This is a genomic window from Nocardia sp. NPDC051911 (assembly GCF_040681035.1).
Taxonomy (GTDB): domain Bacteria; phylum Actinomycetota; class Actinomycetes; order Mycobacteriales; family Mycobacteriaceae; genus Nocardia; species Nocardia sichangensis.
On sequence record NZ_JBFAXY010000009.1, the window covers coordinates 184,707 to 198,041 of the forward strand.

General features: G+C 69.6%; 12 protein-coding genes and 1 pseudogene. 12 read left to right on the forward strand and 1 reads right to left on the reverse strand.

Features of this window, described 5'->3' with window-relative positions; genetic code table 11:
- The first annotated feature begins 139 nt into the window (after window positions 1-139).
- The 9 genes from AB0L97_RS14050 to AB0L97_RS14090 all read left to right on the forward strand — a co-directional run bounded on the left by AB0L97_RS14050 (window position 140) and on the right by AB0L97_RS14090 (window position 9,345).
- Complete coding sequence (locus tag AB0L97_RS14050) at window positions 140-1,657, forward strand: ABC transporter substrate-binding protein (protein WP_364428969.1); 1,518 nt, start codon at window positions 140-142, stop codon at window positions 1,655-1,657.
- Window positions 1,657-2,583, forward strand: coding sequence for an ABC transporter permease (locus AB0L97_RS14055; RefSeq protein ID WP_364428972.1), 927 nt, complete (start codon window positions 1,657-1,659; stop codon window positions 2,581-2,583). Before AB0L97_RS14050 ends, AB0L97_RS14055 begins: the two co-directional genes overlap by 1 nt.
- Window positions 2,580-3,401, forward strand: a complete 822-nt coding sequence (locus tag AB0L97_RS14060) for an ABC transporter permease subunit (protein ID WP_364428975.1) — start codon at window positions 2,580-2,582, stop codon at window positions 3,399-3,401. The genes AB0L97_RS14055 and AB0L97_RS14060 overlap by 4 nt, the downstream gene beginning before the upstream one ends.
- Window positions 3,398-5,005: an ATP-binding cassette domain-containing protein gene (locus AB0L97_RS14065; protein ID WP_364428978.1), complete on the forward strand. Its 1,608-nt coding sequence runs from the start codon at window positions 3,398-3,400 to the stop codon at window positions 5,003-5,005. The genes AB0L97_RS14060 and AB0L97_RS14065 overlap by 4 nt, the downstream gene beginning before the upstream one ends.
- Before the next feature lie 95 nt (window positions 5,006-5,100).
- Window positions 5,101-5,817, forward strand: a complete 717-nt coding sequence (locus tag AB0L97_RS14070) for a lytic murein transglycosylase (protein ID WP_364428982.1) — start codon at window positions 5,101-5,103, stop codon at window positions 5,815-5,817.
- 114 nt (window positions 5,818-5,931) lie between these two features.
- Window positions 5,932-7,218, forward strand: coding sequence for a phosphopyruvate hydratase (eno, locus tag AB0L97_RS14075; RefSeq protein WP_355074472.1), 1,287 nt, complete (start codon window positions 5,932-5,934; stop codon window positions 7,216-7,218).
- A 50-nt stretch (window positions 7,219-7,268) separates the two neighbouring features.
- Complete coding sequence (locus AB0L97_RS14080; RefSeq protein WP_355074470.1) at window positions 7,269-7,826, forward strand: septum formation initiator family protein; 558 nt, start codon at window positions 7,269-7,271, stop codon at window positions 7,824-7,826.
- 38 nt (window positions 7,827-7,864) lie between these two features.
- A complete protein-coding gene (locus tag AB0L97_RS14085) occupies window positions 7,865-8,398 on the forward strand; it encodes a DUF501 domain-containing protein (RefSeq protein WP_355074468.1) in 534 nt (177 codons plus the stop codon).
- A complete protein-coding gene (locus AB0L97_RS14090; RefSeq protein ID WP_355074467.1) occupies window positions 8,398-9,345 on the forward strand; it encodes a Ppx/GppA phosphatase family protein in 948 nt (315 codons plus the stop codon). Before AB0L97_RS14085 ends, AB0L97_RS14090 begins: the two co-directional genes overlap by 1 nt.
- Before the next feature lie 24 nt (window positions 9,346-9,369).
- Here AB0L97_RS14090 and AB0L97_RS14095 read toward each other — a convergent pair whose 3' ends face one another.
- Window positions 9,370-9,894, reverse strand: a complete 525-nt coding sequence (locus AB0L97_RS14095; protein WP_364428989.1) for an SRPBCC family protein — start codon at window positions 9,892-9,894, stop codon at window positions 9,370-9,372.
- Between the two features lie 158 nt (window positions 9,895-10,052).
- On the opposite strand from AB0L97_RS14095, the pseudogene AB0L97_RS14100 reads away from it, so the two are divergent.
- From AB0L97_RS14100 to AB0L97_RS14110, 3 genes and pseudogenes are all read left to right on the forward strand, one after another.
- A pseudogene (locus AB0L97_RS14100) lies at window positions 10,053-10,388 on the forward strand (MFS transporter); the annotation flags it as partial.
- Window positions 10,389-10,661: 273 nt separating this feature from the next.
- Window positions 10,662-12,167 (forward strand): amino acid permease, encoded by a 1,506-nt coding sequence (locus tag AB0L97_RS14105; protein ID WP_364428992.1) that lies wholly within the window; start codon window positions 10,662-10,664, stop codon window positions 12,165-12,167.
- A gap of 48 nt (window positions 12,168-12,215) precedes the next feature.
- On the forward strand, window positions 12,216-13,133 hold the full coding sequence (locus AB0L97_RS14110; protein WP_364428995.1) for a ribonuclease Z: 918 nt from the start codon (window positions 12,216-12,218) through the stop codon (window positions 13,131-13,133).
- The last annotated feature ends 202 nt before the right edge of the window (window positions 13,134-13,335 follow it).

A 13,335-nucleotide genomic window follows, 5' to 3' on the forward strand; every position in this document is an offset into this window, starting at 1 on the left:
GTTTGCGGGAGATGCGCCCTTGCACTGCCGTTTTGATGCCGGTATCGGCGAGTCGCGCCGCGCATTAGGCTAGCCTGTCCTGATCAAGGCACTGTGTGCGGTACCGCCGTGGGTTCGGTTCAGGAAGAGGGGCAGCACAATGGTTTTGAATCGAAGGGACTTGCTGCGGTCGAGTCTCGGCGTGGGGGCTGTGCTGCTGGTGGCCGCTTGTTCCGATGACGCCGACGTGTCCGGGCCCGCACGACCTGGCGGCACGCTGCGAGTCGGCGCGCTCGGCACCGCGGCGCGCATCGAACGCGATCCGCACGCCAACCTCAGCAACGACAGCGACTTCCTCGTCACCTCCCTGGTCTACGACGCCCTCACCGTGCCGGGCGGCAACCCGAACGTCGTTCCCCGCCTGGCGAATCGGTGGGAGCCCGACGCCGACCGGCGGCGCTGGAGCTTCACCCTGGCCGAGAACGCGACCTTCCACGACGGGACACCGGTGACGTCCGAAGATGTCGTGTGGTCGCTGCGCAGGCTGCGCACGGTCGGTGGCGCGTCGAAGATGCCGGTGGCCGTGGAGGACATCTCCGCCGACGGGCCGAACCGGGTGGTGCTGGCCGTGCCCGAACCGAATACCCAACTGCCGCTGCTGGTGCGGCTGATGACGTTCACGGTCAAAAAGGACACCACCGATTTCACCAAGGCCGTGGGCAGCGGACCGTTCCGGTTGGAGTCCTATCAGGGCGGCAACGCCCGGCTGGTGCGCAACGAGCGGTGGCACGGCGGGCCGCCGCCGCTGGACGCCATCGAGGTAACCATGTTCGAAAGCGTGACCGCGCTGGGCAACGCGGTGCTCGGCGGGCAGATCGACCTGGCCTCCAACGTCGGCGCCATCGCGGGCCGCACCGCCGAGGGACGCGGCGATCTGGCCGTCGTGCGCCGACCGAACGATACGGTGGTCGGTGTCGCCATGCGCAGCTCCGACGGCCCGTTCGCCGACGCACGGGTGCGCACCGCCCTACGGCTCGGCATCGACCGCAAAGCCTTGGTCAACCAGGTGCATTCCGGATACGGAACGGTGGCCAACGACATTCTCGGCACGGCCGATCCGCTCTACGACACCTCCCTCGCCCAGCGCACCCGCGACCTCGATCGCGCGAAAGCGCTGTTGCGCGAGGCGAAATTCGACACCGGGCGCAGCTACCCCTTCGTCACCAAGGCCGAGGCGCCCGGTGAGGTGGAATCGGCGAAGGTGATCGCCACCCAGCTCGCCGAGATCGGCGTCCGGCTGGACGTGGTCACCCAGGAGCCGAACGCCTTCTACGACCAGACCTGGTTGAAGGCGCCGCTGTACACGATCTCCTGGGGCACCAACGACTCCACCCTCTTCTTCGCGAGCAAATTGCTTTCGAGCGGATCGAACCGCAACGAAACCGGTTTCACGGACGCCGAATTCGACGCCGCGACCGCGAAAGCGCTCGCCGCGCGCACCGACGCGGAGTACCGGCAGGCGAATCAGGAGTTGCAGCGCATCCAGTACGAGCGCGGCGGCTACCTGGTCTGGGGCATGGCCGACGGCATCGACATCGCCGCCTCCCGGGTGCGCGACCTGCCCACGCTCGGCGGGTTCGCCAGGGTCCAGCTGGAGAAGGCCTGGCTGGCCGGGTGATGCTGTTCGCGCGACTGCTGCTCCGGCGCGTCATCCTGCTGGTGACGCTGCTGGCCTGCGTCTTCGTCGCCGTGGACCTGCTGCCGGGCGACGCCGCCCGCGCCGTCCTCGGCCGGGAGGCCACGCCCGAGCAGATCGCCGCCAAAGAACACGAACTCGGACTGGACCGTCCCCTGGCGGTGCGGTTCTGGAACTGGATCGCGGGCGTCGTGACCGGCGATTTCGGACGTACCGCGCGCGGACGGCCGGTCGACGACCTGCTCGTCGACAAGTTCCCGCCGACGCTGCTGCTCGGCGGTATCGCCCTCGCGGTGACCGTGCTCGCGTCGCTCGCGCTCGGCGCGTGGTGGGCGACGCGTCCGGGCAGCGTGGCCGCGCGCGTCTTGCAGCCGACGACGACCACCGCGGTGGCCGTTCCCGAATTCGTGATCGCCACGGTGCTGATCCTGGTGTTCGCGCTGGCGCTGGGCTGGCTGCCCGCCGTGACCATCACCGGCCGGTCGGGGATGCCGGCCGGACCGGAGATGCTGGTGTTGCCGGTGCTCGCGCTCGCGTTGCCCCAGATCGGATGGAACACCAGGGTGGTGCGCGCCGCCTTGTCCGACGCCGCGCTGGCTCCGCACGTGGAAAGCGCTGTGCTGGACGGGCTTTCGGCCCGTGCGGTGCTGGCGCGGCACGTGCTGCCGTTCGCGTTGCCGACGATAGTCGCCAGCTTCGCCACCACGGTCGGGATGCTGCTCGGCGGTGCTCTGGTGGTGGAGACCGTGTTCAACTATCCCGGTCTAGGGGCGGTCCTGGCCGGTTCGGTGGCCGATCGGGACACTTCGGTGGTGGCCGCGGTGGTCGCGTTGTCCGGGGTGCTCATCATGGTCGTGCTCGCCGCCGCCGACGGCATCCGCGCCTGGTCGTTGCGGGGGCGGCGATGACGGCTCCCGCGAAGATCGCGCGCCCGGCGCGGTGGCGGCTCGGGTGGCTGGCCGTCGCGCCCGCTCTGCTGGTCACGCTGGCGGCGGCGCTGGGACCGACGCTGGCGCCGCACCCGGCGGAGGAAGCGATCGGCATCCCGTTCGGCGATCCCGCTGCCTGCGCGCCGTTGGGCACCGACCGGCTCGGCCGCGACGTGCTCAGCCAGTTGCTCTATGGCGGTTGGGGATTGCTGCTGGTGGCCGCGGTGATCGCGGTGTCGGTGACCGGACTGTCGTGTGTCCTCGGCGCGGTCGCGGCGCTGCGCCCGCGGATCGGCCAGTGGATCGAACTCGGCACCGACTTGTTCATCCTGCTACCCGCGGTGCTGGGGATTCTGCTCGTGCTGACCTCGTGGCCCGACGCGGGAACCCTGGGACTGATCGTCCTGGCGCTGCTGTTCGGCGTTCCCTATTGCGCGCGGATCTTCACGGCCGCCGCCGCTGGGGTCGCGGCGTCCGGATATGTAGAGAGCGCGCGAGCCGCCGGTGAGTCGCTCGGGCACCTGGTATTCCGGGAAGTGATCCCGAACCTGCGCGCGGTGTCGACGACTCAGCTCGGGCTGCGTTTCGTGGCGGCGGTCTATCTGGTGAGCACGGCGTCCTTCCTCCAGTTGCCCACGACGCTCGGTGCGAGCAACTGGGCGGTCATGGTGCGCGAGAACGCCTCCGGCATGCTGCTCAACCCCTGGGCCGTGCTCGCTCCGAGCCTCGCGATCGCGATCGTCGCGGTGAGCGTGAACCTGGCGGTGTCGGCGTTCGGGCGAGGGGAGCGGGAATGAACGTGAACGTCACGACGAGCGCGCGTCGGACGGCCGAGGCGGATGACGCCGGGCAGGTGCGGGCCGATCTCGTCGCGGTCGACGGCCTGACCGTGCTGGGTCCGGACGGGCGAGAATTGGCCGGACCCGCGACTTTCCGGATACCGGCGGGCACGGTCACGGCGCTCACCGGCCCGTCCGGGTCGGGCAAGACCACGGTGATGCGCGCACTGCTCGGGCAACTCCCGTCCGCGGCGGCGCGCACGACGGGCTCGGCATCGGTTGCCGGACACGATGTGCTGGCGCTCGATCGCGTTGCGCTGCAACGCTTCCGACGTCAGCATATCGCTTACGTCGGGCAGGATCCCGGGTCGGCGCTGAACCCGCTGCTGCGCGTGCGCGCCCTGTTACGCGAGGTCGCGCCGCGCGCGCCCGAGTCCACCCTGATCGACACGCTCGCGCTGGTCGGTCTGTCGCCGGACTACCTTCGCCGCCGCCCCGGTGAATTGTCCGGCGGTCAGCAGCGTCGCGTCGCCCTCGCCAGGGCGCTGATCCGCCGGACCGGCGTGCTGGTGCTGGACGAGCCGCTGGCCGGGCTGCACGGCGCACTGCGCACCGATATCGCCGGGCAGCTGGCGGCACTCGCCCGCGAGCGTTCGGCGGCGATCTTGCTGTCCGGGCACGACACCGCTCTCGTGCACTCGATCGCCGACGACATCGTCGAACTCGGCGCGGTCCGTCCGGCGTCCCCGCCTCCGTCTCCGTCGGGCGGTACACAGGTGCGTGCCGAACGGCGAAGTGCTCTCCCTCCGCCGGACGTCGCCTCGACCGGAGAGCGAGCGCGCAACTGTCACAAGCCTTCGGCCGTCTCGACGGACAACCGACCGCCCGACGTCGTGCTGCGCGCCGAGAACATCAGCGCCTCGATCGACGGACACCGGGTGCTCGCCGACATCGACCTCGCGCTGAAGGCGGGCTCGGCGCTCGCGGTGGTGGGCGCGTCGGGCGCGGGCAAGACCACCTTGGCTCGCGTGCTCGCGGGGCTGCACCATTCGGCGACCGGATCGCTCGAACTGCGTGGCGACCCGATCGCCGTTGGGGCGAACCGGCGAATTCACCATGGCGCGGGCGGCATTCAATTGGTCACTCAAAACCCCCGGTCCGCGCTCAACCCGCGCCGCACCGTGGCGCAAACGCTCGGCCGCCCTTTGCGGCGGATCGGGCGGGTCGCACGCCGGGATCTCGCGTGGCGGATCGAGGAAATTCTTGCCGCCGTCGAGCTTTCCGCTGACCTGGCCGCCCGCTATCCGCACGAACTGTCCGGCGGCCAGCGGCAACGAGTCGCGCTGGCCCGCGCCCTCGCCGCCGAACCCGCCGTGCTCCTGTGCGACGAGATCACTTCGGCGCTGGACCACACCACCGCGGCGGCGATCATGGCGCTGCTGGATCGGATCCGGTCCGAACGTGACACCGCCTTGCTGGTCATCACACACGACATGGCCTTGGTCGCCGGATACTGTCCCCGGCTGATCGTCCTCGACCAGGGTTGCGTCGTCGAATCCGGGGACACCGGAACGGTGCTCACCGCGCCGACGCACAGCGCGACCAGCGAACTGCTGGTCTGACACGGCGACCGTGCGGGTCATACGCGCTTTCGACACGCAGTGCGCTCGGTCACCGGCTTGCCGCGGACCCGCGCCGGCATCTGGATGATGGAAGGGTGTTGCGAAAGACCGGCGTCTCGGCCGCCATCGTGGTGCTCCTCGGGCTCGCCGGTTGCGGGACCGACCGCACCCCGATCCCGGAGGGCATCCCGCCCGGCCCGGGCGCCCCGCTGCCCGTGATCGACCTGGACGCTCCCGGTCGCACCGCCGTCCAGTTGCGCGGCTGGGCCGATGAGCAGGCCGATGGGCTCGGCATACCGCCGATCGCGCTGGAGGCGTACGGCTACGCGGCGGCCGTGATGACCAGGGCCCGTCCCGACTGCGGCATCGCGTGGACGACGCTCGCGGGCATCGCGAGCGTGGAGAGCAAGCACGGCACCCATCGCGGGGCGCAGCTCGGCGCGGACGGCTCGGTCCGCCCGCCGATCATCGGAGTCCCGCTGGACGGCTCGCCGGGCGTCGCGTTGGTGCGGGACACCGACGGCGGCGTGCTCGACGGCGATCCGGAGCACGATCGCGCCGTCGGCCCGCTGCAGTTCATCCCGGAGACCTGGAAGCGCTGGGGCGTCGACGCCAACGGAGACGGCGTCGCGGATCCGCAGAACATCGACGACGCCGCGCTCACCGCAGCCAGGTATCTGTGCGCCAGCGGCGGCGACCTCACCTCCGAGCACGGCTGGCAGCGGGCGTTGCTCACCTACAACCAGTCGCACAGCTACCTGTTGACCGTGCGCGACCGGGCCGCGAGCTACAGCATCGGCCGCCGGGTGTGATCTCCCGGTCGCCGGAGTGCCGGTTACCCGCCTCGCCGCCGGGACGATAGGCTCGCAGCGCACGGCCCATCCCGTGAGACATACCGTGTCAGCAGCCGAAGGAGTGTCTTTTTCGTGGCCATCATCGAACAGGTCGGAGCTCGCGAGATCCTCGATTCGCGCGGTAACCCCACCGTCGAGGTCGAGATCGCTCTCGACGACGGCACCCTGACCCGGGCGGCTGTGCCCTCCGGCGCGTCCACCGGCGAGCACGAGGCCGTCGAACTGCGCGACGGCGGCGAGCGCTACGGCGGCAAGGGCGTGCGCAAGGCGGTCGAGGGCGTGCTCGACGAGATCGCGCCCGCCGTCATCGGCCTGGACGCCGTGGAGCAGCGCACCGTCGACCAGGTGCTGCTCGACCTCGACGGCACCCAGGACAAGTCCCGGCTCGGCGCCAACGCCCTGCTCGGTGTCTCGCTGGCGGTGGCCCGCGCCGCCGCCGAGTCCTCCGGCCTCGAACTGTTCCGCTACCTCGGCGGCCCGAACGCGCACGTGCTGCCCGTCCCGATGATGAACATCCTCAACGGCGGCGCGCACGCCGACACGGGCGTCGACGTGCAGGAATTCATGGTCGCCCCGATCGGCGCGCCCACCTTCAAGGAGTCGCTGCGCTGGGGCGCGGAGGTCTACCACGCGCTGAAGTCGGTGCTGAAGGCCAAGGGCCTGTCCACCGGCCTCGGTGACGAAGGCGGTTTCGCGCCCGACGTGGCGGGCACCAAGGCGGCGCTCGACCTGATCAGTGAGGCCATCGCCAAGACCGGCCTGAAGCTGGGCAGCGACGTGGCGCTGGCGCTGGACGTGGCCGCCACCGAGTTCTTCACCTCCGGCAGCGGCTACAAGTTCGAAGGTGTGGTGCGTTCGGCCGAGGAGATGGCGCAGTTCTACGCCGAGTTGATCGCCGCCTACCCGCTGGTGTCCATCGAGGACCCGCTGTCGGAGGACGACTGGAACGGCTGGGTGACCCTGACCGACCAGATCGGCGAGAAGATCCAGCTCGTCGGCGACGACCTGTTCGTCACCAACCCGGAGCGCCTGGAGGAGGGCATCGCCAAGGGCGCCGCCAACGCGCTGCTGGTCAAGGTGAACCAGATCGGCACCCTCACCGAGACCCTGGACGCGGTGGAGCTGGCGCATCGCAACGGCTACAAGACGATGATGTCGCACCGTTCCGGCGAGACCGAGGACACCACCATCGCCGACCTCGCCGTCGCGGTGGGCAGCGGCCAGATCAAGACCGGCGCCCCGGCGCGCAGCGAGCGGGTCGCCAAGTACAACCAGCTGCTGCGCATCGAGGACGCGCTCGGTGATTCGGCGCGCTACGCGGGGGACGTCGCGTTCCCCCGCTTCGCGTTCGAAGGCTGAGCTGGGGCACGAACCCCGGGAGTACCGCGAAGTAGAGACCGAGGCGTGAGATGACGGAGCGACGTGCGCGTGGGACCAGTCCGGCCGGACGCGGGGACCGCCGCACGTCGCGTGCCGCCGGATCGCGCCCGGCCGACTCCGCCGCCAAGCGCGGTCGCAGGCGATCGGAGCCCGCGGAGAAGCCGAAACCGCGCAAGACTGGTTCGGCCGGCGACAGGCACGACCACACGTTTCTCGGCCTCTCCACCGGCAAGGCGGTGATCCTCGCGATGGTGGTGTGTGGGCTCGCGCTCACCCTCGCCGTGCCGATGCGCACGTATTTCACCCAGCGCGCGGAGGCGGCGCAGCTGGCGCAGCAGCGCGAGGAACTCGAGACGGATCTGGCCCGGCTGCGGGATCGTCGTGCGCAGCAACAGGATCCGGCCTACATCCGCAGCGAGGCGCGGGACCGCCTGCGTCTGGTGATGCCAGGCGAGACGCCGTATATCGTGCAGGTGCCCGGCATCGAGGCGCCCGCGCCGCCGCCCGCGCCCACCAGAGCCAGGGACCCCCAGCCTTGGTACACCGATTTGTGGCGCAGCATCTCCGAGCCGCAGCCGACGCCCTAGGCCGCCGCGCCACCACCTCGAGCACCGGAAGGACATAGGTGACCGCACCCACCGACCAGGATCTCGCGATCATCGCCGAGCAGCTGGGCCGTGCGCCGCGCGGCGTGCTCGCCATCGCCTACCGCACCCCGGACGGGATCCCGGCCGTTGTGAAGACCGCGCCCCGGTTGCCGGACGGCACCCCCTTCCCGACCCTCTACTACCTCACCGATCCCCGGCTCACCGCGGAGGCGAGCAGGCAGGAATCGGCCGGCGTGATGCGGGAGATGACCGAGCGGCTCGCCGCGGACGAGGAGCTGGCCGCCGCCTACCGCGCCGCGCACGAGAGCTATCTGGCCGAACGCGACGAAATCGAATCGCTCGGCACGGATTTCACCGGCGGCGGGATGCCCGAGCGGGTCAAGTGCCTGCACGTGCTGATCGCCCACGCATTGGCCAAGGGGCCGGGCGTGAATCCGCTCGGCGACGAGTCGGTGGCGCTGGCCGCCGAACACGGCTTGCGCGGCACCGCGATTCCGGCCGACTGGCCCGCGTCCCGGCCGAGTAGCGCGCGAGAGACTGGAGCACAGTGATGAGTGACCGGGTAGCCGCCGTGGATTGCGGCACGAACTCCATCCGACTGCTGATCGCCGACGTGCTCGACGACGGGCGGTTGGCCGACGTGCACCGCGAGATGCGCATCGTCCGCCTCGGCCAAGGCGTCGACGCGACCGGCTCGCTGGCGCCGGAGGCGATCGAACGCACCCGCGCCGCCCTGGCCGACTACGTCGCGCTGATGCGCGAGGCGGGCGTCGGCCGGGTGCGGATGGTGGCGACGTCCGCCACCCGGGACGCCGCCAACCGGGAGGATTTCTTCGCCATGGCGCGTGCCGAACTCGGCGCGGTGGTCGCGGGCGCGGAAGCCGAGGTGATCACCGGCGACGAGGAGGCGCGCCTGTCGTTCGCCGGCGCCATCGGCGAATTGTCCAGCGCGGCGGGTCCATTCGTCGTCGTCGACCTGGGCGGCGGTTCCACCGAGCTGGTGTTCGGGGACAGCGCGGGGGTGCGCGCCGCCTTCTCCGCCGACATCGGCTGCGTCCGGATCACCGAACGGTGTCTGGCGGGCAACCCGCCGACCGCCGAGGAGATCGCCGCCGCCCGCGCCTTCGCCACCGAGCGGTTGACCGAAGCGTTCACGCACGTCCCGGTGGAAGGGGCGCACACCTGGGTCGGCGTGGCGGGCACGATGACCACGCTCGCCGCGGTCGCGCTCGATCTCCCCGAATACGACTCGGAGCGGGTGCATCTCACTCGTTTGACCTCGGAGCAGGTGCATCAGGTCTGCGACCGGCTGATCGCCATGGACCACGATGAGCGCGCAGCGCTGGGGCCGATGCACCCCGGCCGGGTCGACGTGATCGGCGGCGGCGCGGTCATCACCGAAGTACTGGCGGAGGAGTTGTCCCGGCGCGCGGGTATTTCCGAGCTGATCGTCAGTGAGCACGACATCCTCGACGGCATCGCACTGTCGATCGCCTGATCCGGCTCGGTCGCGTGGCCGCGGTCAGGTCTGTGGGACGTGTCCGTTCAGCTTCACCTCGGCGTGCGTCTCGGTTCCGGCGCGGACTCCGATTCCGGCGTGACCCGCACGGCGCGCCTTGCCGATGGCGATATCGGCGAGCCGGGAGAGCGATTCCATGTTCCGCGGCACCAGCACGAGTTCTTGCAGCGCGTTGGGCATGAGCCGGCCCAACCCGCGTTCGGCGTGCTCGTACATCCGGATCTGGGTCTCGTCGGTCGCGGTCTCGACGAGTTCCAGCCGGATCCACGCGGCGCCGAACGGCGAGAGCTTGGCCTCTAGTTCGAGCATGTGCGGCGGATCCACCGACACGACCTCCGTGGTGTCGCTCACGGTGAACGGCCATACGCCCGCGCTGTAGTGCAGCGACGCGCCGACGCCGGGCCATTCGTCGTCGACGTCGCGAATGTGCGTGGCGCCGACGACCCAGGCGGCGAACAGCCATCCGTCGGCCAGGACGGAGAAAACCTGCTCCGGTGTAGTCGGCACGGTGATTTCCACGTGGACCATCAGCTCAACGCTTTCTGGGTGCGGGCCGGTTTGCCTGTCGATTGCGGGGTGCCCGATAGGTGCGGGGGCAAACCACCGGCCGCGTCCAGGTTCCGCGGCCCGCCTGAACAGAACAAACGAATCCTCCCCGGCGCGCTTCGAGATGCGATCTTCGGAGCATGGTCGAAGCGAAAACATCGCGGGAACCAGTGGGGACACGAACCGTGTTCGGCCACCCGATCGGGCTGGCCAACTTGTTCGGCGTCGAACTCTGGGAGCGCTTCTCGTTCTACGGGATGGTCACCATCCTCGGGCACTACCTGCACTACTCGGCGACCGACGGCGGTCTGGGCCTGGGCAAGGACACGGCCGCGGGCATCGTCGGCGCCTACGTCGGCCTGGTCTCTCTGCCCACCGTCCTGGGCGGCTGGATCGCCGACCGTTTGCCCGGGATGGAACTCACCCTCTTCTACGGCGGCGTCGTGGTCATGGCCGGGCACATCGCGCCGGCCGTGCACTCGACTCGCCCCGGAGGCTTTCCGGGCTCAGACAATGGCATTGTATTTTTTTCTCGGTTGGTCTCGGCACGTCGGTGTCGGGTAGTTTGGCTCGGTTCTATGACCCAGGTCACGAGTTCGCCTATTTCGGTATCACCGGGACGGTCATGGTGTGTGCGGGGCTGATCGTCGCCGCCATCGCACCATGGATCAGCAAATTCATGGCAGGCGTGCATTGACTCGCCGTCTGGGTACAGAACACAAGCAATTGGCACGAATTAAGGAGAACGCGTGACGAAACCCGGGCCACAAGCCGATTCGGCGGGTGATGTCTCGTCTCGGTGGGGCGGTCTGTTCCGCACCAAGTCCGTCGAACAGTCGATCCGCGACACCGACGAACCCGACTCGAAGCTACGCAAGGATTTGACCGCCTGGGACCTCACCGTCTTCGGTGTGGCCGTCGTGGTCGGCGCGGGCATCTTCACCCTCACCGCGCGCACCGCGGGCACCGTCGCGGGTCCGTCCGTCTCGCTGGCCTTCGTGTTCGCCGCGATCGCCTGCGGACTGACCGCGCTCTGCTACGCCGAGTTCGCCTCCACGGTGCCGGTGGCGGGCAGTGCCTACACCTACTCCTACGCCACCTTCGGCGAGCTCGTCGCCTGGATCATCGGCTGGGACCTGATCCTGGAGTTCGCGCTCGCCGTGGCGGTGGTGGCCAAGGGTTGGTCGCAATACCTCGGCGAGGTGCTCGGCACCACGTCTCCGATCGCGCACTTCGGCCCGGTGAACTTCGACTGGGGCGCGGTGCTGCTCATCACGGTGCTCGGCGTGCTGCTCGCGACCGGGACCAAGGTGTCCTCGCGGGTGTCGGCGGTCGCCGTCGCCATCAAGCTGGGCGTGATCGCGCTGGTGCTGGTCGTCGGCCTCACGTACTTCAAGTCCTCGAACCTCTCGCCCTACATCCCGCCGTCGCAGCCCGGTGAGCGGGGCGAGGGGCTGCGGCAGTCGCTGTTCTCCTTCCTGACCGGCGCCGGGCACAGCAACTTCGGCTGGTACGGCCTGCTCGCCGCGGCCAGCCTGGTGTTCTTCGCGTTCATCGGCTTCGACGTCGTCGCCACGACGGCGGAGGAGACCCGCAACCCGCAGAAGGCGGTGCCCCGCGGCATCCTGGGCTCGCTGCTCATCGTGACGATCCTGTACGTCGCGGTGTCGCTCGTGCTCACCGGCATGGTGCCCTACACCGAGTTGTCCCATGGCGACGCGACACTGGCCACGGCGTTCGGCATCCACGGGGTGACCTGGGCGAAGAACATCATCTCGATCGGCGCCCTCGCCGGGCTCACCACGGTGGTCATGGTGATGTATCTCGGGCAGACCCGGGTGCTGTTCGCGATGTCGCGTGACGGGCTGATGCCGCGCAAGCTCTCGCACACCGGTAAGAACGGCACGCCGGTGCGGGTCACCGTCATCGTCGGCGTGGCGTGTGCGCTGCTGGCCGGGTTCGTGGATTTCGGCACGCTGGAGGAGATGGTCAACATCGGGACGCTGTTCGCGTTCGTGCTGGTGTCGGTCGGCGTGCTCATCCTGCGACGCACGCGTCCGGACCTGCCGCGTGGATTCCGGGTTCCGCTGGTACCGCTGATCCCCATCCTGGCGGTGCTGGCGTGCGTGTGGCTGATGCTGAATCTCTCGGTGGAGACCTGGCTGCGGTTCCTGGTGTGGATGGTGATCGGGTTCGTCGTCTACTTCGCCTACTCCCGGCACAACTCCGTGCTCCGGAAGGCATCCGTCACCTAGGACGCGGCCGGAGTTCGGGTGTGGGGGGGCGGCGGATAGCCTGACGCCGTGTCGCAGCGTGAGTTGGTTGTTCTCGGGACCGCTAGTCAGGTGCCGACGAAACAGCGAAACCACAACGGGTACCTGCTCCGGTGGGACGACGAGGCGATCCTGTTCGATCCCGGTGAGGGCACGCAACGGCAGATGACCTATGCCGGTGTGACCGTCACCGGGCTCACCCGGATCGCGATCACCCATTTCCACGGCGACCACAGTCTCGGGCTGGCCGGAGTGGTGCAGCGGATCAATCTCGACCGGGTGCCGCATCCGGTCGACGTCTGCTTCCCGGCGTCCGGCGCGGCGTACTACGAGCGCCTGGTCAACGCGACGTCGTACTATCACCGCGCCGAGCTGCGGCCTCGCCCGATCCTCGCCCCAGGTCCCGTCGACCTGCCCGAGGCGGCGTTCACGGTGACGGCGGTGCGGCTCTCCCATCCGGTGGACACCTTCGGCTATCGGCTCAGCGAGCCGCCCGGCCGGCGCATTCTGCCGGACCGCTTGCGCGCCCTGGGATTGCGCGGCCCGATCATCTCCGAACTGCAACAGCGCGGCAGTGTCGAATTCGAGGGGCGCACGATCACTTTGGCGGAGATCAGCGAACCGCGCTCCGGTCAGAGCTTCGCCTTCGTGATGGACACCCGGCTGTGCCCCGGAATCGGGGAGCTGGCCGCCGACGTCGACATGCTCGTCATCGAAGCCACGTTCCTGGACGCCGACGAACAGCTGGCCCTCGAATACGGCCATCTCACGGCGGGCCAAGCCGCCCGGGTGGCCGCCGACGCGGGCGTTCGCACCCTGGTGCTCACCCACTTCTCCCAGCGCTACCGCGACCTCGACGAGCACTTGGCCGAAGCGGCGAAGTACTTCTCCGGCGAGATCCACATAGCCACCGACCTCGCCAGGATCCCGCTGCCACCCCGGCGCTGACACTCCGCCGCGAACATCCGACACGCCGAGATGACGCGCGGACGCTAACACCAGCCCGCCGCCACCGATCTAGTTCTCTGGGACGCCTGCCAACCCGGGCTGCGAACAACCGCCACCGGCACCGGTCACCCGACCGCGCCGTCCGGCACCCGGCCACGGCCGACGCCCCGCCACCCCGACAAATTGTCGGAATTCCGGTACA